Here is a 22,491-nt window from a genome sequence, read left to right as displayed (position 1 = left end):
TGGTCGGTGGCGCCGTGGGAGCCGGGGTCGGCTTCGTGGTGGGCGCGGTGGTCGGCCGCGCGCTGGGTGACGGAGCCGGCGTGGTGGGCGCCGTGCTGGGCCTCATCGTGGGCACGGACTCAAAGGGCGGAGCGGTCGTCGCTCCGGGAGGCGGAGGGCTGGAACCGGGGGTTGCGAGCTTGATGTTGCACGCACTCAGGCTCAGCGCCAGGGCGAGGACGGCGACGGCGAAGCCGCGCCGGGTCATGGTGGTGGGCACTGGGGGGACTCCCGCACGAATGGTGGTGGACGGACTCGTGGGTCCGTCGCCCGAGAACGACCCGGGAAGGAGCGTAACAAACGCACCGGCCGGACAGCGGGGTGCGCTGTCCGACCGGTGAGACGCTGTCAGCTGCGGGAGCAGCTCGTGCGGTGGTGCTCGATCACCAGATCGAGGCGGCCTTGCCGGTGTCGGCCCAGGTGTTGGACGACAGGGTCGGGCGCGACTCCTTCGGAGCGATGACCGCGCAGCCCTTCAGCTTCGTCTGCGTACGCGTGAACGTGTTGCCGGTGATGTTCACGTTGCTCAGCGCGCCGTAGCTCTTGGGCGCGACGTTGATCGAGCAGGCGCCGCCGCCGATCGTGTTGTTGCGCACGAGCACGTTGCCGATGACGCCACGGTCCTGCGTCAGCATGATCGCGGCGCTGTGCGAGTCCGCGATGCGCGTGCGCTCGACCAAGATGTTCTTGCCGGCCGTGACCTGGATGTTGTCGTCGTGGCTGGGCTTGCCGCCCCAGTTGGGGTCCTGCTCGTAGTGCGTGTTGCTGTGCAGCCACGAGTCGCGGATGACGACGTCGTTGCCGTGGATGTGGACGTGGTCCACCACGTCGCGGATCTCGACGTGGTCCAGCGTGAAGCCGTAGCCCATGATGCCGTTGGTGTCGGGGTTGCGGACGTCCGAGAAGATCTCGGTGTTGCGGATGACGACGCCGGGCGACTTCGAGTTCACGATGCCGGCCGAGTTCGGCTTCTGGGCGCGGATGCGCGAGTTCTTGATGGTGACGTTCGCGGCCTTGATGCTGACGCGGCCGTAGATCTCGACGCCGTTCAGGACCGTGCCGGCCTTGGTGATCGTCTGGTCGCCGTAGATCTTCTTGAGCGTGGTGCCGGCGGGAACGCCCGGCTTGCCCGGACGCGTCGGGACCGGCGGCTTCTTCGCGGACGGCGGCGCCAGCACGTAGCCCTGGACGTTCACGCGAGCCGACAGCGGCGCGTTCGAGCGCAGGGCCAGCTTGTTCGCTCCGAGGAGCGGCACGATCGTCTTGGTGTTCTGGGCGGAGCCCTTGGCGCCGACGGCGCGGACCGTGGCCTTGCAGGCGGCGGACTTGTCCCGGGTGGAGCACAGGCTCACCTTGGCGGCCTTGCGGGCGCCCCAGGTCTTGACGGTGACGACGACCGCGGTGGCGCGCGACGGCGTGCGGCCGAGCGAGACGGACCTGGACTTGACCTTGCGGACGGTCTTGGACGCCTTCGCGCCCTTCACCTTGGGCGTCGCGGACGAGGTGCTGTAGCCGACGATGCGGGCCTGGACCTTCGCGCGGGCCGAGCTGCGCAGGACCGCGCGGCCCTGGGCGTTCACGGGCACGAACAGCGTGCGGGCGGCGGGAACGCCGCGCTTGACGGTGACCTTGGAGCGGGCGAGCGGCTTCTTGCCGGCGCCGTGGACGCGGACGGTGCCGCTCTTCTTCGCGCCGGTGACGTACACGGCGAGGTAGACGGCGCGCGCGGCGCGCGGTGCCTTCGTGGAGAAGGACGTGGTCTTGCCGGGGCGGACGGTCGTGGACACGACGGTCTTGGCCTTGACGCTGGTGAACGTCTTGCTGGCGCCCTGGGTGGTGGTCGCGCTCGGCGCCGCGGCCGCGGCCGTGGCCTGCGGAGCGAGCAGAGCGGCCGAGCATGCAACAACGCTCGCCGCGGCTGCGGCGAGACGGCGCCAGTTGTGGCGGTGTGACATTCATTTCCTCCGTGGTGCGGCGGGAATCCCCCGATTCGGCGAACCCTTCAACGCGTAAAAATCTAAGTCACACGAGTAACACCAAGAACTTGAAGCACTTAAATAATGTGAGTCACACCACTCACACGCAAGCAGAATGAGGAAAGCCGTCGCCGGGCGCGCGAATAACACGCGACGGCGCCCGTCTGGAAGAGGTCGCCATCGGCGTGTCGCGCCGGAGGTCACAGCAGGCCCGCAGCGTCGCGGGAGGGGTCAGCGCCGGGTCAGAACGGCCCGCGACCCCAGCGTCCGCGTCGGGCGTCGCGCAGGCCGAGCCACGCGATCCGCAGGACCGGAACCGGACGCAGGAACTGGCGCCGGCCACCGCGCAGCAGCACCTCGCGTGCGGCGGCCAAGGAGCTGCGCCGCCAGCGACGGCGCAGCGCCGGATCGAGATGCCGGTCGGCGAAGAGCTGGCGGTTCCGGATGTTGAAGTAGTAGTAGAGCGGTGAGCGAGCGCGGCCGGCCGTGGCCGGCTGGGTGCCGCCGACCAGGTGGACGGCGACCGCGTCGGTCAGGACGCGCAGGCGTCCGCCCGCCGCCGTGACGCGGGCCGACAGGTCGACGTCCTCCCAGTAGAGGAAGTAGTCGTCGTCGAAGCCGCCGATGCGATCCCACAGGTCGCGTGTCAGCATCAGGCACGCCCCGCTGAGCCAGAGCACGCCCTCGCCGGGGCGCTCGGTGCGCCCGAGCATCCGACCCGATGCGGGGTCGAGCCGGTTGCCCGCCGTCCAGACCGAGCCGTCGGGCCGCCGCACGACCGGGGCGACGAGGGCCCGGGGATCGGCCGCGATCGCCTCCTCGAGCTGGGCGACGGAGGCGAAGTCGATCGTCGCGTCGGGGTTGAGCAGCAGGACACGGGTCGCGCCGCGTCCCCACGCTGTCGCCGCACCCAGGTTGCAGCCGGCGCCGAAGCCGAGGTTCTCGGGCGCGGGGACGATCTCCCAGCCGTGGGTCGCGCCCAGCTCGGTGATCGCTGCCCGCTCGGCCTGCGTGCTCAAGTTGTCGACCACGATGACGTCCGCCCCCGTCAGGTCACGGCTCACGGCCACGAGCCCGTCGGCGAGCAGGTCGCTGGCCCCGTAGTTGACGACGACCACCGCGAGGCCGTCGAAGGAGCGTGAGCCGGTCATCGCGAGATCGCCTCGCGGAAGGCCGCCAGGTGCGCGGGTCCGGAGTCCGACCACCGCCGCTCGGAGAGGTCGGGCGTCCCGGTGAGTCGCCCGGCCCGGTCCAGCTCGCCGGCCAGGACCTCGGCCGTCAGCTCGCCCTCGTACAGGCGGACCCAGTCCTGCCCGACTTCGTCGGCCAGCGCCCGCGTGGCGTCGTTCGCGGGCATCAGGACGGGTCGAGCGAGGGAGAGCGCGGCCAGCGCCACGCCGGAGTTGAGCGCGGTCCGGTAGGGCAGGACGACGAGGGTGCTGCGTCCGATCCGGTCGACGAGCTCGGCGTCCGACAGGTGACCGAGCACGAGGGTGAGCCGGGGGTCGGTCGCAGCGGCGTCGCGCAGGCGGGTCTCGAGGTCGTCGTGCTGGGGTCGGCCGCCGACGGTCAGGCGCACGTCGGCCGAGGTCTTCTCGAACGCGTCGAGCAGGTCCTCGACGCCCTTGTAGGGACGGATCAGTCCGAAGAACCCCAGCCGGCCCGGCTCAGGATCGGGCACGGGGTGCGAGGCGTACCAGTCGCGGTAGTCGCCGTGCAGGACCCGGTGCACGGGCAGCGCCTGCAGTGGAGGGTCGAGCCGGTTGATCGAGACCAGGACGGTCACCCGTCGCTCGAGCAGGCGCATCATCGCCCGGGTCACCCGATCGGCGCCCTCGTGCGGACGCAGGTTGTGCAGCGTCTGCACGACGGGGACGCGGCGCAGCGTGAGCCGGGCGACCAGCAGGAGGAAGAGGAGGCAGCGGGCGAGCCGCTTGAGGGGTGTCCCCTGGGAGACCAGCAGCTCGGGCCAGTGGACGTGGAACACGTCGTAACGCGCGGTCAGCGCGCGGCGCCAGCTGAAGGTGAGCGCCGTGAGTCCGTCGGTCGACTGCAGTGCCTGCAGCAGCATCACCACGTACGGGTTGGTCGTGGGCTGCGGCTGGGGGAAGGACTCGAGCACGACGACGTCCCGACGTGAGGTCACCGGGAGAGCTCCTTCGCCGACCCGTAGAGCACGTCCGCGACCGCCGTCACCGAGTCCTTGATCTGTCGGTACGTGCGGGCGTAGACGCGGCGCCGGCGCCGGTAGGGGTCGACGACGTCGAGGTCGTCACCGGTGACGGACAGGTAGGGGCGACGGGCCGCGTACTCGGCCAGGCTCTCGGCGGGGCCGGTCTCGGAGAGCAGGGCGGCGAGCTCGACGAGCGTGAACACGCGACCGAGCACGTCGGGGTACCGCGTGACCAGCGTGCTGCGGTGCCTGCGGGTCATCGTGACGATGAGCGAGGCGCGGGCCAGGGTCGCGGTGTCGACCTCGGTCGAGCGGAAGTCGGGCATGTCGATGCCGTCGGCCGCCAGCAGGGCTCCCATCGTCTCGTCCAGCGGCAGGTCCGGGTGGGCGCGGACGCCGGCGCTGCTGACGCGGACCCGGTCGTCGTCGCCCAGGTGGTGTCGCAGGATGCTCTCGGCGGCCGGCGACCGGCAGATGTTCGCCGTGCACACGAACAGCAGGTGGGAAGGCGGTTGCATCACGAGGACCTCCTGCGCAGACGGTCCCACGGGCGGCGAGGCAGGTGCGCGACGACTCCCGCGACGGTGCCGCCACGCTCCTCGATGGTGCACAGGACCTGCACGAGTCGGCTGACCGTGACGCGGTTGAGGGCCGCGACCACGAGCGCGTCGGGAACGACGGGGATGCGGGCCGGGTGCACGACCTCGATGTGCGGAGGGGGCGTCTCGTCGGTCGACTCGTAGGACCCGAGCAACCGGTCGCGGACCTCGAACGCCTCGTTCGCCGAGGGGGTGGTGCCGACGAGGCGGGCCAGCCCGGGGTGCGTCCGCTCGGTGTCCAGGTGCAGGCGCAGCAGATGCGCGCCGGACTCGTCGGGCCCCCCACGACGGAACGTCGCGACGAGCGGGGCGCTCGTCACGCTCGCCAGGTCGCGGCGTGAGCGAAGGATGTCGTCGTTCGCGAAGCGCCACAGCACCCACGCGGCGGCGGCGAGCAGGCCGAGCACGCCGAGTGCGATCGCCGGGAGGACGGAGCGCCGGCCCTCGACCTGCGAGACGGACGCACCCAGCGACTCCGCCTGCACGAGGGTCCCGCCGCTGCCGTCCCGAGGCGAGAGCGCCTCGATGCTGGTGGCCAGTGCCGCGCCGACGGCCTCGGTCGTGGCCAGGGTCTCGTCACGGTCCCGGCCGGTGACCTCGAACGACACGACCTCGCGGTTCTCGGGCTGCACGACCGTGATCCGGCCGGCCAGGGCCTTCGGGTCGGTGGCCAGGTCGCCCTCGGAGATCGCCGTGTCGAGCACGGAGCTGGTGGTCGCGAGCTGGGCGAACGTGTCGATGTGCCGGCGGACCCAGGCGTCGAACAGGCGCAGCTCGCGGACCTCGGCGCCGCTCGCGGGCCGGATGGTGACAGTGGTCGACCCCACCTGCGTCGGGCCGGGAACGGGGGTCTGGAGCAGCAGCGCCACGGCGGGGACGAGCGCCAGCGCGAACAGCCAGCCGTTGCGCACGAACGCGCGCACGAGGTCCCGGGTGGCCGAGGGCAGGGCCCCCGATGTCACGGCGTCTCGCTCGCCGACGGCTCGGGGACGGGTTCGGCGGGGGTGGGTGTCTGGGCCGCGCGGCGCGACGGGCGCAGCCCGTTCGCGGTCACGATGATGGGCCCGTCGGTGCGCCGCGCGAGGACGGCGGCGTCGACCAGGGAAAGCAGCGGCGGCGAGTCGATGACCACGAAGTCGTACGCGGCCCGGGCGTGCTCGAGCAGCGTCCCCATCGTGCGTGACTCGATCAGCTGCAGGGGGTTCGGCGGGATCTCGCCGCTGGTCAGGACGTCGACCGTCGTGTCGCCCCAGCGCTGGACCGTGCCGAAGAGCTGGGCCTTGCCGATCAGGACGGTCGACAGGCCCAGGGCGCTCTCGAGTCCGGTCGTGTCCGCCACGGTCGGGCGCCGCAGGTCGGCGTCGATCAGCAGGACGCGCGATCCGTCCTCGCCCATCGCCGCGGCCAGGTTGGCGGCCGTCGTCGACTTCCCCTCGCCCGGCAGGGACGACGTGACCACGATGCAGGTCGCCCCGCCCTCCTTGATGAACTCGAGGTTCGACCGGAGCCGTCGGTAGGCCTCGGAGCGCGGGCTGCGCGGACGGCGCAGGACGCTGACCTTCTCGCTCTCGGGCCCGTGCCACAGCGGGATCATGCCGAGCACCGGCACATCGGTCAACTGGGCGATGTCGTCGACACCGCGCAAGCGGGTGTCGAGCAGGTGGCGGGCCAGCGCGAGCAGCACACCCGCCAGCAGGCCCAGGGCCAGGCCGATCGCCGTCTGCAGGCGGGTGTTCGGCGAGATCGGGTAGGTCGGCACGAGGGCCTGCGAGACCGTGGTGACGTTGACCGTGGCCTTGTCGCTGGTCTGGGCGGCGGACAGCGAGTCGACGGTCCGCGGCATCTGGAACGCGATCGCGTTGGCGATCCGGGCGGCCCGTCGCGGGTCCGAGTCGGTCACCTTGATCTCGATGATGACCGTGTTCAGGGGAGTGTCGGCGCGCACGGACTTGGCCAGCTCGCGGGCATCGGTGTCGAGGCCGAGTCGATCGATCACGGGGTCGAGGACGACCGGCATCGTGGCGATCTGTGCGTAGGACTGGACGAGGTTCTGCGTGAACGTCGAGCCCTGGACCAGCTCGTCCACCGTGCCGCCCGTGGTGACGCCGACGTACACCTTGCTGCTGGACTGGTACGTCGGCGTGGCGGACTTCGCGAGTCCGTAGGCGACCCCGGCGCCGACGACCGCCACGACCAGGATGAGCAGCCAGCTCTTCCGGACGGCGTTGACGTAGTCGATGAACCTCATGAACGGTCCTTTGGTCCTTTCCCTCCGGGAGCCCGAACTCCCGATCGGGTGAGATCAAGTCTACGTAGTTCGGCGGCCGATGCCGCCTCATTCCCGAGGCGCGACCGACAGAAAGGGAAGTGGTGCCGGCTCGTACAACCACGGGACGCGGCGGCCGACGGTGACGTACAGTCCCCACGCCGCGGCGAGCCCCAGCGCAGCGACCACGACGGGGGCCACCATGGCGATCGCCACCGGGATGTCGTCGACGATTCCCGAGGCCGCCAGCAGCAGCGCGATGAGGACGATGACGGGGGTGTGCCCCAGGTAGAGCGGCAGGGTGCGCGACCCGAGGAAGCCCAGCAGCGTCACGCGGCTCAGGCCCCGGCCGATGCAGATCCCGGCGAACAGCCCCCACGCGCAGTTCAGGAAGTAGAGCCCCGGGACGTGGCGCAGGTCGAACGCCACGAGCACCGTGCCGTAGGCGAGCCAGCCGGCCACGATCGCGACCTGCAGCCCGACGCTGCGGACGTCGCCGAACCGCAGCAGCAGGTGTCGCCCGTAGAGGCCAGCGAGGAAGAAGACGTAGTACTTGAGCACCCCGCCCCAGCCGACGTTCGGGAAGTCGATGATCGTGAGGGCGACGACGGACGCGACGAGCGCGACCGCGAGCTGCAGGCGCACGTCGACGCGGCGGGTGGCCTTGGCCAGGACGAAGAACAGCCCCAGCGCCCAGATGAACCACAGCTCGAAGCGGGGCAGGACCGGCGACTCGAGCAGCTGCCGGATCGCGTGCGGGATGCTGGTCCGGTCGCCGTTGAGCCCCATGCCCGCATACATGACGACCGAGCCGATGACCTGCCACACGGCGTACACCCAGGCGAACAGCAGGACCTTGCTCCGCAGCACCGCGGACCACTCGCCGGTGATCCACTTCATCGCGAACAGGCCGGACACGGCGAAGAACAGCGGCATCCGGATCGACGACAGCACCTCGTTGATGTCGTCCCAGATCGCGATCGGCAGGCCCGCGTCGAGCAGCCAGTTCACGGAGTGGAACAGCGCGACCAGCACGATCGCCACCCCTCGGGCCGTGTCGACCCAGGCCAGGCGTCCCTTCACGCCGGGTCCTCCTCTCGCCGGGCGATCAGCACCAGTCCCAGGAACAGCGCGATCGTCAGGTGGCTGGTCGAGAACGGGCTGAAGCCGGTTCCCCACGCGACGCGGATGAGCAGGTAGAGCACGAGACCGCCGGCGATACCGGACTGCAGCCGGGTGGCCGTCGCGCGGAACCCGATCACCAGGACCGCCGCGGCGAGCACGAGCCCCAGGACCCCGAAGTTGGCCCACAGGTCGCCGAACACGGAGTGCAGGACGAAGCCGTGGCCCAGCATGTAGTTCTCGACGTAGCCGTTGTTCGGGTCGTAGTTGATGGACGCCATGCCCGACTTCGCGACCAGGATGTCGTTCAGTGTCGGCAGCACGCCGAGGCCGAACCCGAACGGCTGCTCGGCCATCAGGTGCAAGGTGGCGGTGAGCTCGGGGCGTCCGCCCAGCAGCAACGATCCCGAGGTGTTCAGCTGGTCGACCGTCCGCTCCTGGGCCTGGCTGCCGAAGCGTCCGGTCAGGATCATCCACGTGATCGCGTGATAGGCCACCCAGGCCAGCAGTCCGAGCCCGAGCCCGATCGGGATCCACGAACGGCTGTGTCGGGAGCCGTCGCGCTGGGCGAGCGCCTGCCACACCATGAGCACGGCCGCGAGTGCCAGCATCGCGAAGTTGGACCGTCCGCCGTTGACGACCGACAGGAGCGCGAGCACCAGCAGGGCGACGACCTGCAGGCTGCGTGAGCCGCTCCACCACGCGAGGGAGAGGACGACGATCGTGACGGGGATCGACCAGCCGAAGCGCCACGGGTTGCTGGCGTAGAGGGCCGAGGTGCGCGAGACCGTGAGGAGCATGGCCAGCCCCGCGAGCAGCCCGATCGCGGGCAGGGGCAGGCGGGTGCGCGCCCACAGCACGGCCCCGAGGGCACTCACGAAGCCGAGCAGGTGCAGGGTCATGCTCAGGCCGTGCTCGACGCTGACGCCGTGCAGTCGTGAGCCCGCGGTCATGGCCAGGACGAGCCCGTTGAGCAGCGCGAGGGCGGCGATCGTGACGATCGTGACCGCGCCCTCGTAGTGGCGCAGCAGGCCGAGCCAGACCGGGGCGAGGGCGGCCGAGACGATCAGCGAGACCTCGAACCGGGACACGCTGGGCAGATCGGCGAACACGAGGACGACCGCGAGCGCCGCCACGAGCCGCTCGACCTCGAACCGTCGAGCGGCGAGCCGGTGCTCGGACGACGCCAACACGACAGAGGCCACGCTGGCAATCTACCCCGGCGAGGCCGGGTGATCCGCCGCATCCACGCATCTGTGACGTATGGGGAAACAGGGCCGTCGAGCCCGTCTATCCTGATCGCGCGACAGTCCGTCGCGGACGTCCCCATCCACTCCGGAGGTGCGCAGTGCCCGCTGTTCGCCGTCGGGTCCGCACCCGGGTGGGCGCCGCGCGCAAGCGGTCGGGGGACTGGGGAGTCGTCGGCTCCACGGCCGTGATGAAGGTCCTCGTCATGGGACTGTCCGGCGTGCTGGGCATCGTGACCAGCCGGCTCATCATCGAGAACTTCGGTGTGGACGCGTACGCCCAGTACGGGCTGCTGGCCTCGTTGCCCGCCCTGCTGCCGTTCGCCGACCTCGGCATCGCGGCGTCGGTGATCAACCGGGTGGCCGGCTCGGACGATCCACGGTCGGACGAGGACGTCCGCCGCACCCTGACCAGTGCGCTGCGCATCCTCGTGACGTCCGGGCTCGTCATCGCCACGGTCAGCATCGTCCTGGGCGTCTCGGGGGCGTGGGCGCCCCTGCTGGGCGAGGGCCTGACGGCCGGTGGCGGCGTCGTCGCGACGCTGTGCCTGTGCATCTTCGGCCTGACCCTGCCCCTCACGATCGGCGCCCGCGTGCTGGTCGGGCTGCACCGCAACCCCGCCCAGATCGCTGCGCAGTCCGTGGTCGCGCCGTTCATCCTCGTCGGCGTCCTGGTCTGCGTGCTCGCGAACATCCCGGCGGGCGACCACGTCGCGATCCTGTCGTACCTCGCGGCGACGCTGTCGGCGGTCGTCTGCCTGGTGCTGGCCTCCCGCGTCATCTCGCCGCAGCTCGGGCTCGCCTTCCGCGCCGTGCCCCGGCTCCGGTCCGATCCCGGCGTCCCGATCATGGACACCGCCTGGCCGATGCTCATCCAGATGATGGCGCTGCCGGTGGCGATGCAGTCCGATCGGCTGCTGCTCAGTCACCTGGGCGGGCGCTCGGAGCTGGCCGAGTACAACCTGGGCTTCCAGCTGTTCAACATCGTCCTGCAGACGATCTCGGCGGCCGGGGTGTCGCTGTGGCCGGTCTTCGCGCGAGCCCGGGCGCGGGGCGAGATCAAGTCGCCGGCCGTGCCCGCGGCCGTGTTCTTCAGCGCCGGCCTCGTGCTGGCCGGCGCGGTCGCGCTCGCCAGCGACTGGCTCGCGGAGCTCGTCTCCGGGGGCCGGATCACGCTGGACGGATGGCTGCTCGTCGGCTTCGTCCTGTTCGTCTCGGTCCAGTCGCTGAAGTACCCGCTGGGGATGTACATGACCGACAAGCGCGGTCTGCGCGCCCAGGTCCTGCCGACCCTGCTCATGGTGCCGATCTCGATCGGGCTGGGCTGGTGGCTGATCGGCCACATCGGTGCCGCCGGACCCGTGCTCGCCTCGGCAGCGGCCGTCGCGGTCTGCCAGGTGCTGCCGATGGCCCTCTACGTCGCGAGGGACCTCAGGACCCGCCGGTCATGAGCCAGCGGTCGGCGGCCTCGCGGCCGTCGACCCGGGGAAGGTCGGCCATGATCTGCGACGCGGGGCGGCGCCCGTCCAGGGCGCCCAGGACGGCGCTCGCGATCTCCTGCGCCGAGGCGTCGGAGGCCACCACGGCGTGACCGTGGTCGCTCAACCAGCCGGCGAGTCCGCTCTGCTCCGTCGTGACGACGGCGCACCCGTGCGAGAGTCCCTCGACGATCGGCAGCCCCACCTGCTCGCGCCAGCGCGAGTGCGGTTGGGACAGCAGCACGAGAGCGGCGGCCCGGCGCAGGCAGGCGTGGATCTCGGAGCGAGGCGGGTCGATGTCCACTCGTGCGCGTTCCAGCTGGGCGACCCGCTCGGCGACCTCGTCGGCGAGGGGCCCCTGACCGATGACCTGGAGCGAGGCGTCCGGCCGGGCCGCGGCGACGAGGGGCCACGCACCGAGCAGCTCGGTGACGCCCTTGCGCTCGTCGAACGCCCCGACGAAGAGGACCTCGCCCGCGTCCTGATCGCCGTCCGGGCACGTGCACGCGGCAGGCACGGCCGGCACCAGCCGCTGCTCGGCCCGGCGGAGGTCGCGGCCGTGGACGTCGGCGTACAGCCGCTCGCTTCCCGGGGTGCCGAAGGCGACCCGGTCGAGGGAGCGGGCGACGAGGCGCGAGGCGGTCGCGTCCCGCAGACGCCGCAACCGCCCGCGCCACCGCACCGGGCGCGACGTCGCGGGGTCCCGGTTCTCGATCGCGTACGCCACGACGGGGACCCGGTTGCGGCGCAGCAGGCCAGAGACGCGGGCCGCGGCGATCGCCAGCAGCGTGCGCCCCTGGCCCTGCCACATGAGCGGCTCGTTGACCTCGAGGACCGTCGGCCGCGACCGCAGGACGAGCCAGGCCGTGCGCCACGCGCCGGCCCGGACGAGATCGAGTCCGTCGACCAGCGAGGCGTCGAAGTCGTACTTGCGGTGCGCGTACAGGATCGACGCCGGCACGAACGCGTGCGCGCGCTCGAGGTGGGCCGTCCGCAGGTTCAGGTAGCAGCGGATCCGGCGATGGAGCAGGGGAGGGCCGCCGATCATGCTCCGTAGTGTCGCACTGGCCGACCTCCGCGAACGGCCCCGACGAGCAAGTCGCCGTGAGTACGATCGGGACACCTCTCGTCCAGTTCGATCCAGGAGCAGCCATGCGCACCAGTCGCAAGCCCTCGGCCGCGGTCCTCGCGACCATCGCCGTGGCCGTCGTCGCGCTCCTGGCCGGTGGAGCCTGGTTGGTCTCGTCGGGGGACGACGGCGCCACGAAGGACGACGCCTCCGCCCCATCCCCGACGTCGGCCGCGACGCCGGCCCCGACGGCCAGTGCCTCGGCGGCTCCGACGCGGGCACCGAAGCCCGTCCGGCCCAGGCCCGCCCCGGACGGTCGTCCCCTGACCGCTCCGGTGGAGCTGGCGGACGGGGCGACGGCGAAGGTCACCAGGATCGAGCGGCTGCGCAGCGTGCCCGAGCTGCCGGGCGAGATCGCCGCGCCCGCACTGCGGTTCACGATCCGGGCGACGGCCGGCGACGAGCCCGTCGAGATGACGCCCGTGGTGGTGAACGCGTACTACGGGTCCGAGCGGACGCCGGCCCTGCCGATGACCCAGCCCGGGGGCGAGCCCTTCGAGGGCCGGCTCGCCGCCGGTGAGTCGACGAACGGCGTCTTCGTCTTCAACGTGCCGCCTGCCGAGCGCGGCCGCGTCTACCTGGAGTTCTCCTGGTCGCCGGACCGCAAGCCGGTGATCCTCACCGGCGATGTGTCCTGAGTCATACCCATTCGACTCATTGGTCACACGAGTCACTACTTCCCTGAAACGCCCTAAACGCCCGAGATTCCCGCGCACGATGAGGGAAATCGGGGTCTCAAACGCCGGTGTCGCGTCTCGTTGACTGACATCGGTCCGGCGTTGTCATGGAGTGGTGAAATGTCCAGAACATCCTTGCGCGTCAGCGCGCTCATCCTCTCGGGGGTCGGCCTGCTGGCTCCGGCGCTCGTGGCCCCGATGGCGCATGCGGACCTCGCACCCACGGACCCGTCGCTGCCGACCACCGTGACGGCCGACGCGCTGCCCACGGTGCAGATCGACGGCGTCGTCTGGGACCAGGAGGTCGTCGGCAACACCGTCTACGTCGCCGGACAGTTCTCGAACGCGCGCCCGGCCGGGGCGGCTCCCGGCACCAACACGACGCCGCGCGCCAACATGCTCGCCTACAACCTGACGACCGGCGCGCTCATCGCGGACTTCAAGCCGGTCTTCGACGCGCAGGTCAAGACGCTGTCGATCTCGCCCGACGGCAGCACGCTGTACGCCGGCGGCAGCTTCAGCAAGGTCGACGGACAGAATCGCTACCGCATCGCCGCGCTCAACCCGGCGAACGGAGCCGTCGTGGGCGGCACGCCCGGCGCCAACTCCACGGTGAACACGATCCACGCCACCGCCGACGCGATCTACGTCGGCGGCAACTTCTCGACCCTCGGGTCGGCGTCGCGCGTGAAGGCCGGCTCGTTCATCCCGCGCACCTCGACGGTGCTGCCGTTCAACCCGATCATCCCCGACGGGAACCTGCAGGGCATCGTGACCAGCCCCGACGGCTCGCGCGTGGCCTTCGGCGGCGCGTTCACGCAGGTCAACGGCTCCTCGAACCCGGGCTTCGGACTGGGACTGGTCGATGCGGCCACCGGCCGGACGAACTTCCCCTTCAGTGCCAACGCCGCGATCCGCGATGCCGGCACCGAGGCCGCCATCTTGTCGATGAAGGCCGACGCGAACGGCTTCTACGGCGCCGGCTACCACTTCGGGCGCGGCGGCAACCTCGAGGGATCGTTCGCCGCCTCATGGGAGGGCGACCTGCAGTGGGTCGAGGACTGCCACGGCGACACGTACGACATCGAGCCACGCGGCAACGTCGTCTACCAGGCCTCGCACAAGCACTACTGCGACAACCTCGGCACCGGCGGCTTCCCCCAGACCGAGCCGGACTGGTCCTTCCAGCACGGCACCGCGGTCACGAAGTTCGCGACCGGCACCTCGCGTCGTGACATCTACGGCTACGGCGACCACCCCGGCCGTCCCAGCCCGACCTTGCTGAACTGGTTCCCGGACTTCATGCCCGGCACCTTCACCGGCAAGAACCAGGGGCCGTGGGACGTCGAGTCCAACGGCGACTACGTCGTCTTCGGCGGCGAGTTCCTGCGGGTCAACAACACGCCCCAGCAGGGCATCGTGCGCTTCGCACGCAAGGGCATCTCGCCCGAGAACCAGGGCCCCCGCGACAGCGGTGCCGGACTGGGCGTCCAGGCGCGCAGCCTCGCCAACGGCACCGTCCGGGTCTCGTGGCCCGGTACGCGCGACCGCGACAACGCCACCTTGAAGTACGAGCTGTTCAAGGACACCACCACGAACAAGGTGTACGAGAGCACGCAGACCGCCCGCTTCTGGGAGGTCGAGGGCATGGGCTTCACGGACACCGGCCTGACGCCGGGGTCCCAGCCGCGCTACCGCCTGCGCGTGACCGATCCGTCGGGCAACCAGGCGAACTCCGACTGGGTGACCGCCACCGTCGCCTCTGGCACCGCTCTGGGCACCTATGCCCAGCGCGTGCTGTCCGACGGACCCACCAAGTACTGGCGCCTGTCCGAGTCGGACCGCCAGGTCATCGACTGGGCCGGCACCGACGACACGACCGTCGGCACCGGAGCCACGCGGGGTGCCGCGGGCGCCATCTCGGACGGCACGAACGACGCCGCGACGACGTTCAACGCCGCCAACTCGAGCGTGACCGTGTCGCCGACCAGGATCTACGGACCCCAGAAGTTCTCGCTCGAGGCCTGGTTCAAGACGCCCACCGGCACGACCGGTGGCGGCAAGATCGCCGGCTTCGGCAACAACAGGACGGGCGACTCGAACAGCAACGACCGTCACCTGTACGTCGACTCGAACGGTCGACTCGTCTTCGGCATCTACGACGGCTCGAACCAGCAGACGGTGACCGGCGCGACCGGGGTGCGTGACAACAACTGGCATCACGCCGTCGGCACGTTCGAGAACGGAACCGTGACCCTGTACCTCGACGGCAAGCGCCTCGCGACCCGCACCGGTGTCGGCGCGGCCCAGCGGTACTGGGGCCACTGGCGGGTCGGTGGTGACCGGACCTGGAGCGGCAACAAGTACTTCCGCGGCCAGATCGACGAGTTCGCGGTCTACCCGAAGGCGCTGACGGCCGCCCAGGTCGACGCGCACTGGCAGGCCAGTGGGCGGGCCTCGAACCTGCCCCAGCCCCCGGCCGACAACTACGGCAAGGCCGTCTTCAACTCCGAGCCCGACCTCTACTGGCGCCTCGGCGAGACCTCGGGCACGACCGCCGAGGACGCCTCCACGGCGGACTCAGACGGTTCGTACCTGGGCAACTACACGCTCGGTCGCCCGGGGGCCGTGCCCGGCAACGCCGCCCTGCAGCTGGGCCGTGCGGTGCCCGGGGGCATCTTCGGCATCGGCGCGAAGGCCGGCGGCAACGTCGTGTCGAAGAACGCGTTCACGAACCCGCAGGTGTTCAGCCAGTCGGTCTGGATCAGGACGACGGACACCAGCGGCGGTCGCATCTTCGGCTTCGGCTCCAGCGCGAACGGGTCGACGTCCAGCAACTACGACCGTCACCTGTACATGCTCGACGACGGCCGCGTCCGGTTCGGCGTCTACAACGGCTCGACCGTCACGATCGATTCGGCCGCCGCGTTGAACGACGGCCAGTGGCACCACGTCGTGTCGACGTTCGGGTCCGGGGGCATGCGGCTCTACGTCGACGGCGTGCTGAACTCGTCCGATCCCAACACCTCGGCCGAGAACTACACCGGCTACTGGAAGCTGGGTGGCGACACCACGTGGGGCGGCAACAGCCAGGTGTACTTCAACGGAGACGTCGACGAGGCCGCGGTCTTCAGCAGCCAGCTTCCGGCCCAGACGGTCCGAGCACACTTCCTGGCCGCCGGTGGAACGCTGCCGAACGCGGCGCCGACCGCCAGCTTCACGAGCGCGGCGAACGGTGCCTCGGTGGCCTTCGACGCCTCGGGCTCGTCGGACCCCGACGGCTCGATCGCGTCGTACGCGTGGAACTTCGGTGACGGCGAGACCGGTACCGGTGTCAGCCCCACGCACGTCTACGACGAGAGCGGCACGTACGTCGTGACGCTGACGGTCACGGACGACGCGAACGCCACGGCGACCACCACCCGCATGGTGAACGTCGCGGTCCCGAACCAGGCGCCGCAGGCCGGCTTCACGCACGAGGTCGACGGGCTCGCGGTGGCGTTCACCTCGACGTCCGGCGATCCCGACGGATCCATCGCCTCGTACGACTGGGACTTCGGCGACGGCACCACCAGCACCCAGGCGAACCCCTCGCACACGTACGCCAATGGCGCCGTGCGCACGGTGTCGCTGACCGTGACCGACGACGGTGGGCTCTCGAACACCGTGACCCGCACGGTCGATCCGGACGCCGCGCCCGTCGCCGACTTCACGGTGGCCCGCAACGCCCTGTCGATCAGCCTCACCTCGACGGCCACCGACGACGACGCGATCGCATCGCACGCGTGGACGTTCGGTGACGGCGGGACCAGCACGCAGGCCAACCCGACGCACTCCTACGGCGCAGCGGGCACCTACCCGGTGACCCTGACCGTCAAGGACGCGGCCGGCCAGACCCACGCGGTGACCAAGTCGGTCACGGTCGAGGAGGTCGCTCCGGGCGGCAACGTCGCCCGCGACGCCTTCGGCCGCTCGGTGACGGGCGGGTGGGGCACGGCCGACCTCGGTGGAGCCTGGGCGGTCGCGTCCGGACCCACGGCGTTCTCGGTCGGGGACGGCGTCGGGCGGGTCTCCCTGCCCGCCGGTGGCACGCGCGAGGTCATGCTCTCGGGCTCGGCCGCACGCGAGACCGACCTGACGTTCGACTACACGCTGCAGAAGTCGGGCACCGGTGGCGGCACGTTCCTGGAGGCCCTCGTGAGGGCCGTGGACTCGTCCACCTCCTACCGGGCGAAGCTCGTGACGCGCTCGGACAACCGGGTCCGCCTGGACCTCGTCCGAGTCGCGGGCGGCACGACCACCACGCTGGGGTCGCAGATCGTCCCGAACCTGACGATGACCGCGGGCGAGACCCTCGAGGTCCGCGTCCAGGCCGTCGGCACCGGGGGCACCGACCTGCGGGCCAAGGTCTGGAAGGCGGGACAGGCCGAGCCGTCGGCATGGACGATGGAGCGCGCCGACGCCACGGCGGCGTTGCAGGCCTCCGGCCGGATCGGCTTCGGGTTCTACGTGTCCGGGTCGACGACCAACGCGCCGCAGGTGTACGAGATCGACGACCTGACCTCGGCGACGCCGGGGCCGCAGGCGCCGAACCAGCCCCCGGCCGCGGACTTCACGGTCTCCGGCTCCGGGACGACGGCGAACTTCGACGCTGGGCCCTCGACCGACTCCGACGGCTCGATCGTGGCGTGGGCCTGGCAGTTCGGTGACGGCCAGACCGGCACCGGTGCCACGACCTCGCACACGTACCCGGCCCAGGACGCCTCCTACCAGGTGACGTTGACGGTGACCGACGACGACGGCGCGACGCACTCGAGGACGAGGACGGTCACGGTGACGGCACCGCAGCCCGGCGGCGACGTCGCACGCGACGCCTTCGGTCGGTCGGTGACGGGCGGCTGGGGCACGGCGGACGCCGGGGGCGCCTGGAGCGTCAGCTCCGGCTCGGCAGCCGCGTTCTCGGTCGCCGGCGGCGCCGGCCGGGTCTCCCTGCCCGCCGGTGGCGGACGCGAGATCACCCTGAGCGGCTCCTCCTCACGGCAGTCGGACCTGACGTTCGACTACACGCTGGAGAAGTCGGCCACGGGCGGCGGCACCTATCTGGAGCCGATCGTGCGCTCGATCGACGGATCGAACTCCTACCGGGCGAAGATCCTGACGCGCTCGGACGGCACGGTCCGGGTCGACCTGGTCCGCGTGGCCGGTGGCACGTCCACGACGCTCGGTGCGCGGACGGCGCCTGACGTCACGATGGCCGCGGGCGAGACCCTCAAGGTCCGCGTCCAGGCGGTCGGGGCGAGCAGCACCGACCTGCGGATCAAGGTCTGGAAGGCCGGGACGACCGAGCCGGCGGCCTGGACGCTCGAGCGGGCTGACTCGACCGCGGCGCTGCAGGCGTCCGGACGCCTGGGCCTGTGGTTCTACGTGTCCGGATCGACGACCAACGGCCCGCAGGGCTACGCGATCGACGAGCTGACGGTCAAGGACGCGGGCTGAGCACCTCGGTGACGGCCCGGCCGTAGGCCTCGGTCGAGAACCGGCGGCGCGCCTCGCGTCCGCCGGTCTCGGCCAGCCTGCGGGCCAACGCCGGGTCGTCGAGGAGTCGTGCGATCGCGGTGGCCAGCGAGTCAGCGTCGCCGGGCTCGGCGTGCAGTCCGGTGACGCCGTCCTCGACGATCTCGCGGAGGCCCTGGGTCCGGGACGCGACGAGCGGCCGCTCGGCCAGGAGCGCCTCGACGGCGGTGTTGCCGAACGGCTCGACGCGCGACGGCACCAGGACGACGTCCGCACCGGCGAGCACCGACCACACGGGGCGGACGAACCCGAGGAACTCGACGGAGCCCGCCAGGTCGGGCTGGGCGCTGCGCTTGCGCAGGTCCTGCTCGAACCACTCGTAGCCCTCGAAGGTGCTGCCACACAGTCCGAGCGACACGTCGCGGCCCTCGGCCCGCAGCCGCGCCACGGCCTCGAGCGCGACGTCCGTGCCCTTGCGCGGCGAGAAGCGGCCGATCATCGCGATGCGCGCCGGGTCGCCGGGAATGCGGACGGGCAGGGCGGTGGCGCCTTCGGTCGGTCCCTCGACGCCGTTGTGCACGACGGTGGTCCGCCGACCCAGTGCGGGCACCACGGCGGTCAGGCTGTGCCGGGCCGCCGCGCTGTTGCAGACGATGCGACGCGCGAGCACGAGGGGCAGGGCCAGGGCGGTGCGGACGAGGCGGTGCCCTTCGTCCTCCGCCTCATGGACGTGGCACACGGCGTCCCGTCCGCGCAGCCGGGCGACCGCGAGCCAGCCCGGGACGGTGATCGTGTTGACCCAGACGACGTCGGCGGCACCCACGTGGCGCCACAGCGCCGGCAGGGTCCGCAGCGTCGCGGCGGCGAGCCGGACGAGTCCGCGCGGGTTCAGGAAGGCCTTGCGCAGGACCGGGAAGTCCGTCACGACCGTGCGGGCTCCGCGTGCGCGCAGGACCTCGACGAGCGGACCGTCCTGCGGCAGGACGACGGTGACCTCGTGGCCGGCCGTGGCGAATGCACCCGCCGTCTCGGCCAGCTGGAGGTCCGAGCCGTACAGCTCGGACGACGGGTGGGCCAGCGTGACGCGACGGGGACGGCTCACCGGCGGCGTCCTGAGAGCCGCGGGCGGCGCAGCTGGCGCAGGCGCAGCCGGTCGGCGAGGTCGCGGTAGGCGCGGGCGACGTCGTCCCAGTCGTAGTGGGTGCGGGCGCGCTCGCGGATCGAGTCGACCCGGGATGCGTAGGCGTCAGGGTCCTCGTCCAGCTCGGCCTCGGCCTCGACCAGCAGGTCGGCCAGGTCGTCGGAGCCGCCGAAGTACCGGCCGGCGGGACCGAGCACACCGCGGTTGAAGGACACGTCGAACGCCGTCACCGTGGTGCCGGCCCCCATCGCCCGCAGCAGCGAGGGGTTGGTGCCGCCGACGGAGTGACCGTGCAGATAGCCGGCGGCGTTCGCGTAGAGCTGGTCGAGCAGGTCCTGGTCCCAGACGCCGCCCAGCATCGTGACCCGCTCGTCGCCGGCGGCCAGGCTCTCGATCTGGGCCGTGTAGGCGTCGGAGTAGGGCGCGGAGCCGACGACCACCAACGGCAGCCGAGCAGCCGAGGCGGTGTAGCCCCGCACGATCTCGAGGACGTGGTTCTCGGGCTCGAAGCGCGCGACGACCAGGTGGTAGCCCCGCGGCTCGAGGTCGGTCTCGCGCAGGAGCACGCTCGACAGGTCGCCCGACAGGATCGGGGCGCCGTAGGCGATCTGCTCGGTGGGCGCGCCGAACTCGTCGAGGTAGTACTGGGCGATGCCGTCGGCGTCGGCGATCAGCGCGTCGGCCCAGCGCACCGCGAGTGCCTCGGCCATGCGGTAGTAGCGCCGCCCCCAGGTGCCCCACTTGGCGCGCTTCCACTCGAGGCCGTCGACGTGGACGGCCGTGGGGATGCCGCGCAGCCGCAGCAGCGGGACGAAGACGGCGTTGGCGGAGTTGAAGACGATCGCGGCGTCGACGGGCTTGCGCCGGAACACGGCGTGCAGCACCGACAGGAAGGTGTGCGAGAGGGTCTCGACGGCCTTGGACCTCACCGCCGGGAGGTGGTGCAGCTGCATGCCCAGGTGGGTCGGGACCGGCGACTCCGCGCCGCGGCAGTAGACGACCACGTCGTCGCCACCGGCGGCGATGCGGCGGCCGACCTCCTCGATCGCCGTCTCGAACCCGCCGTATCGGGCGGGCACGCCACGGGTGCCGATCATCGCGATCCTCATGCGCGTCCCTCCGCGTCGATGGCCCGCAGCTCGCGCCACCACTTGCGCAGAGCGACCGCGAGCAGCAGGGCGCAGCAGGCGAAGACCCCGGCGTAGACCCATGCGAAGACCTCGGTGACGCCCCACAGGACGAAGATCCAGCACTGGAAGCCGTAGTCGGTCGGCAGCAGCAGGTACTTGCGCAGCGGGTGCTCGGCGGCGGGCTCGGCTGCCGGAGCGGCGGGGCGGAGCGTGGGCATCAGCATGAGGCCGAAGTAGGTCACGACGGCGACGATCGTGAAGCCGATGGGCACGAGCAGCCAGGCGTCGTCGTCGGTCCAGCCCGAGCGGTACCAGCCGATCAGGACGGCGAGGTTGAGGCTGGTCGTCTTGAAGCAGTCGATCGTGTGGTCGAGCCACTCCCCGGAGACCGACCCGGAGCCGGAGAGTCGTGCGAGCTGCCCGTCGACCGAGTCGAGCACGTACCCCACCGCCAGCAGCACCGCGACGGCGATGCCGGTGGGCACCGTGACCTCAGCCAGCGCGAGCAGTGCGATGCCGGCGAACGAGAACAGGGCGCTGACGACCGAGACCTGGTTGGGCGTCATGGCGACGGTGTTGAGGGCGGCGGCCACGATGCGGCCGGCGGGACGATTCACGTGGCGCGAGTAGGCGGCGGTGCCCCGCGCCGGCTTCTGTGCGGATCGCAGCGCTGCGAGTCCTTCCCCGAACGTCGCACGCGTCATGCTGGCCCCCCGTAGTCAACGCCTGACCTTACAAGTTGTGCGTCATCCGCGGGAGGCAAACACGCGAGATCGGACCCGGGAGCGCACGGTCGCCACGACGATCCGCGCCCGGGCACGCACCATGAACCGCAGGGCTCCCATCCGACTGCCGAACAGGCCCCGGTCGACCCACCAGCGGACGAGCGCCATCGACGCCGAGGGCGACAGGCGCGCGAACGCGGAGCGGTGCACGGCCAGGAACCGGGCGACCGGCTCGCGATCGACCTGGGCGAGGACGGAGCGCACGTCGTCGGCGCCGCGCGAGCCCGCCCACACCGTCGGGCAGCGCAGCTCGTCGCGGTCGTGCAGCTGCTCGAGCGCGCCGTTGCGCAGCAGCCACAACGAGTAGAGCGGGAACTCGATCAGCCCGGCGGAGCGGAACGCCGCGTCGAACGTCGCACCCTCGCGCTGCTCGACGTGCCGGACCAGGGCGCGGACCTCGTCGGTGACGAACACGAACGGCGTGGTCGTCGCGGGCAGCTCCTCGCGCACGACCTCGGCGGGCAGGCCCAGCCAGGCCGCGGTCCTCGCCACGCGCGACTCCATGGGGTGGCCGTCGTACCGGTACCAGCGCAGGTGGGCGTGGCCGTCTGGGGAGAAGAACGTGTCGAGGTCGACCGGGCCCACGGCGTGCGTCTTGGCGTCCAGGACCACGTAGTGGGAGGTGTCGATGTCGTCGGCGATGGTCAGCTTGAGCACCTGCTGGCTGATCCACCCGTCGGCCGCGGGCGGCGTCGTGACGATGTCCACCCGGTCGGCGAGGGGGCCGTAGGCGGCGAGGAGCCGGCGCCGCGCGCGGCCGGTGATCGGAGGTCGCGACTGGTCCAGCACGACGATGCGCGCCGCGATCGCCGGATCGAGGTGACGCGCGAGTGAGGCGGCCTGCAGCCGCAGGAGGTCCTGCTCGGCCTCGAACACGACCACGACGAACGTCAGCCGCGTCGGGCGCGTGGGCGCGGAGCTCATGACGGCACTCTGTCAGATCACCGGGCTCGCCGTAGGCTTGACAGGTCATGGTCCAGCCCCAGTTGTCCGCGGCCGTCGCCGCCGAGTCCCACCTCGCCGCCTTCGTCGCCGATCTGCGCGACGGCACCGGCACCCCGCAGCTGACGGCACCGCCCGCGCTGCATCCCTTCGTCGCCGCCGCGCTGTCCGACGGGCCCGGCGTCACCGTCGCCGTCACCGCAACCGAGCGCGAGGCCGACGAGCTGGCCCGCGCGATCGGGGCGCTCATCGGCCCCGCCGCCGTGGCGACGT

General features: G+C 71.5%; 17 protein-coding genes and 1 pseudogene. 4 read left to right on the top strand and 14 right to left on the bottom strand.

The genetic code is table 11. The features are described from left to right. From RT323_RS11220 to RT323_RS11180, 9 genes and pseudogenes are all read right to left on the bottom strand, one after another. Nucleotides 1-259: pseudogene (locus RT323_RS11220) on the bottom strand (hypothetical protein); the annotation flags it as partial. Nucleotides 260-422: 163 nt separating this feature from the next. After that, nucleotides 423-1,994, bottom strand: coding sequence for a right-handed parallel beta-helix repeat-containing protein (locus RT323_RS11215; RefSeq protein ID WP_313408320.1), 1,572 nt, complete (start codon nucleotides 1,992-1,994; stop codon nucleotides 423-425). A gap of 263 nt (nucleotides 1,995-2,257) precedes the next feature. After that, nucleotides 2,258-3,166, bottom strand: coding sequence for a glycosyltransferase family 2 protein (locus tag RT323_RS11210; protein ID WP_313408318.1), 909 nt, complete (start codon nucleotides 3,164-3,166; stop codon nucleotides 2,258-2,260). Continuing rightward, nucleotides 3,163-4,161, bottom strand: a complete 999-nt coding sequence (locus tag RT323_RS11205) for a glycosyltransferase (protein WP_313408317.1) — start codon at nucleotides 4,159-4,161, stop codon at nucleotides 3,163-3,165. The genes RT323_RS11210 and RT323_RS11205 overlap by 4 nt, the downstream gene beginning before the upstream one ends. Further along, on the bottom strand, nucleotides 4,158-4,706 hold the full coding sequence (locus RT323_RS11200) for a hypothetical protein (RefSeq protein ID WP_313408315.1): 549 nt from the start codon (nucleotides 4,704-4,706) through the stop codon (nucleotides 4,158-4,160). Before RT323_RS11200 ends, RT323_RS11205 begins: the two co-directional genes overlap by 4 nt. Next, nucleotides 4,706-5,749, bottom strand: coding sequence for a hypothetical protein (locus RT323_RS11195; RefSeq protein ID WP_313408313.1), 1,044 nt, complete (start codon nucleotides 5,747-5,749; stop codon nucleotides 4,706-4,708). Before RT323_RS11195 ends, RT323_RS11200 begins: the two co-directional genes overlap by 1 nt. Then, a complete protein-coding gene (locus RT323_RS11190) occupies nucleotides 5,746-7,035 on the bottom strand; it encodes a polysaccharide biosynthesis tyrosine autokinase (RefSeq protein ID WP_313408311.1) in 1,290 nt (429 codons plus the stop codon). Before RT323_RS11190 ends, RT323_RS11195 begins: the two co-directional genes overlap by 4 nt. Before the next feature lie 87 nt (nucleotides 7,036-7,122). Then, nucleotides 7,123-8,136 (bottom strand): acyltransferase family protein, encoded by a 1,014-nt coding sequence (locus RT323_RS11185; RefSeq protein ID WP_313408309.1) that lies wholly within the window; start codon nucleotides 8,134-8,136, stop codon nucleotides 7,123-7,125. Continuing rightward, complete coding sequence (locus RT323_RS11180) at nucleotides 8,133-9,380, bottom strand: hypothetical protein (protein WP_313408306.1); 1,248 nt, start codon at nucleotides 9,378-9,380, stop codon at nucleotides 8,133-8,135. Before RT323_RS11180 ends, RT323_RS11185 begins: the two co-directional genes overlap by 4 nt. A gap of 143 nt (nucleotides 9,381-9,523) precedes the next feature. On the opposite strand from RT323_RS11180, the gene RT323_RS11175 reads away from it, so the two are divergent. Next, a complete protein-coding gene (locus tag RT323_RS11175) occupies nucleotides 9,524-10,873 on the top strand; it encodes an oligosaccharide flippase family protein (protein WP_313408305.1) in 1,350 nt (449 codons plus the stop codon). On the opposite strand, the gene RT323_RS11170 is transcribed toward RT323_RS11175, so the two are convergent. Next, on the bottom strand, nucleotides 10,854-11,948 hold the full coding sequence (locus RT323_RS11170; protein ID WP_313408302.1) for a glycosyltransferase: 1,095 nt from the start codon (nucleotides 11,946-11,948) through the stop codon (nucleotides 10,854-10,856). The genes RT323_RS11175 and RT323_RS11170 overlap by 20 nt on opposite strands. Nucleotides 11,949-12,052: 104 nt before the next feature. Here RT323_RS11170 and RT323_RS11165 point away from each other — a divergent pair, with 104 nt between their 5' ends. Continuing rightward, the gene (locus RT323_RS11165) at nucleotides 12,053-12,667 is read left to right on the top strand and encodes a hypothetical protein (protein WP_313408299.1); all 615 of its coding nucleotides are present in this window, start codon (nucleotides 12,053-12,055) and stop codon (nucleotides 12,665-12,667) included. A 159-nt stretch (nucleotides 12,668-12,826) separates the two neighbouring features. After that, nucleotides 12,827-18,202 (top strand): PKD domain-containing protein, encoded by a 5,376-nt coding sequence (locus tag RT323_RS11160; protein WP_313408297.1) that lies wholly within the window; start codon nucleotides 12,827-12,829, stop codon nucleotides 18,200-18,202. Here the strand turns inward: RT323_RS11160 and RT323_RS11155 are convergent. The 4 genes from RT323_RS11155 to RT323_RS11140 are packed head-to-tail and all read right to left on the bottom strand — an operon-like array spanning nucleotide 18,186 to nucleotide 22,200. Then, complete coding sequence (locus RT323_RS11155; protein ID WP_313408294.1) at nucleotides 18,186-19,322, bottom strand: glycosyltransferase family 4 protein; 1,137 nt, start codon at nucleotides 19,320-19,322, stop codon at nucleotides 18,186-18,188. The two genes, RT323_RS11160 and RT323_RS11155, sit on opposite strands and share 17 nt — an antisense overlap. Then, on the bottom strand, nucleotides 19,319-20,470 hold the full coding sequence (locus RT323_RS11150; protein WP_313408291.1) for a DUF1972 domain-containing protein: 1,152 nt from the start codon (nucleotides 20,468-20,470) through the stop codon (nucleotides 19,319-19,321). The genes RT323_RS11155 and RT323_RS11150 overlap by 4 nt, the downstream gene beginning before the upstream one ends. Beyond that, nucleotides 20,467-21,195, bottom strand: a complete 729-nt coding sequence (locus RT323_RS11145) for a CDP-alcohol phosphatidyltransferase family protein (RefSeq protein ID WP_313408289.1) — start codon at nucleotides 21,193-21,195, stop codon at nucleotides 20,467-20,469. The genes RT323_RS11150 and RT323_RS11145 overlap by 4 nt, the downstream gene beginning before the upstream one ends. 42 nt (nucleotides 21,196-21,237) lie before the next feature. Continuing rightward, a complete protein-coding gene (locus RT323_RS11140; protein WP_313408286.1) occupies nucleotides 21,238-22,200 on the bottom strand; it encodes a DUF6492 family protein in 963 nt (320 codons plus the stop codon). 47 nt (nucleotides 22,201-22,247) lie between these two features. Between RT323_RS11140 and RT323_RS11135 the strand changes: the two genes are divergently transcribed. Further along, on the top strand, nucleotides 22,248-22,491 hold a 244-nt coding region (locus RT323_RS11135), incomplete at its 3' end, for a hypothetical protein (RefSeq protein WP_313408284.1).

The organism is Aeromicrobium sp. (genome assembly GCF_032084975.1).
Lineage (GTDB): Bacteria > Actinomycetota > Actinomycetes > Propionibacteriales > Nocardioidaceae > Aeromicrobium.
The sequence above is the reverse complement of the archived record's forward strand: the minus strand, read 5'-3'. Positions and strand labels throughout refer to the sequence as shown.

Bases quoted from the DNA above. Each gene is read 5' to 3' on its own strand.
- RT323_RS11150 (WP_313408291.1), bottom strand. From the start codon at position 20,470: ATGAGGATCGCGATGATCGGCACCCGTGGCGTGCCCGCCCGATACGGC.
- RT323_RS11165 (WP_313408299.1), top strand. From the start codon at position 12,053: ATGCGCACCAGTCGCAAGCCCTCGGCCGCGGTCCTCGCGACCATCGCC.
- RT323_RS11145 (WP_313408289.1), bottom strand. From the start codon at position 21,195: ATGACGCGTGCGACGTTCGGGGAAGGACTCGCAGCGCTGCGATCCGCA.
- RT323_RS11140 (WP_313408286.1), bottom strand. From the start codon at position 22,200: ATGAGCTCCGCGCCCACGCGCCCGACGCGGCTGACGTTCGTCGTGGTC.
- RT323_RS11215 (WP_313408320.1), bottom strand. From the start codon at position 1,994: ATGTCACACCGCCACAACTGGCGCCGTCTCGCCGCAGCCGCGGCGAGC.
- RT323_RS11160 (WP_313408297.1), top strand. From the start codon at position 12,827: ATGTCCAGAACATCCTTGCGCGTCAGCGCGCTCATCCTCTCGGGGGTC.
- RT323_RS11170 (WP_313408302.1), bottom strand. From the start codon at position 11,948: ATGATCGGCGGCCCTCCCCTGCTCCATCGCCGGATCCGCTGCTACCTG.
- RT323_RS11190 (WP_313408311.1), bottom strand. From the start codon at position 7,035: ATGAGGTTCATCGACTACGTCAACGCCGTCCGGAAGAGCTGGCTGCTC.
- RT323_RS11200 (WP_313408315.1), bottom strand. From the start codon at position 4,706: ATGCAACCGCCTTCCCACCTGCTGTTCGTGTGCACGGCGAACATCTGC.
- RT323_RS11210 (WP_313408318.1), bottom strand. From the start codon at position 3,166: ATGACCGGCTCACGCTCCTTCGACGGCCTCGCGGTGGTCGTCGTCAAC.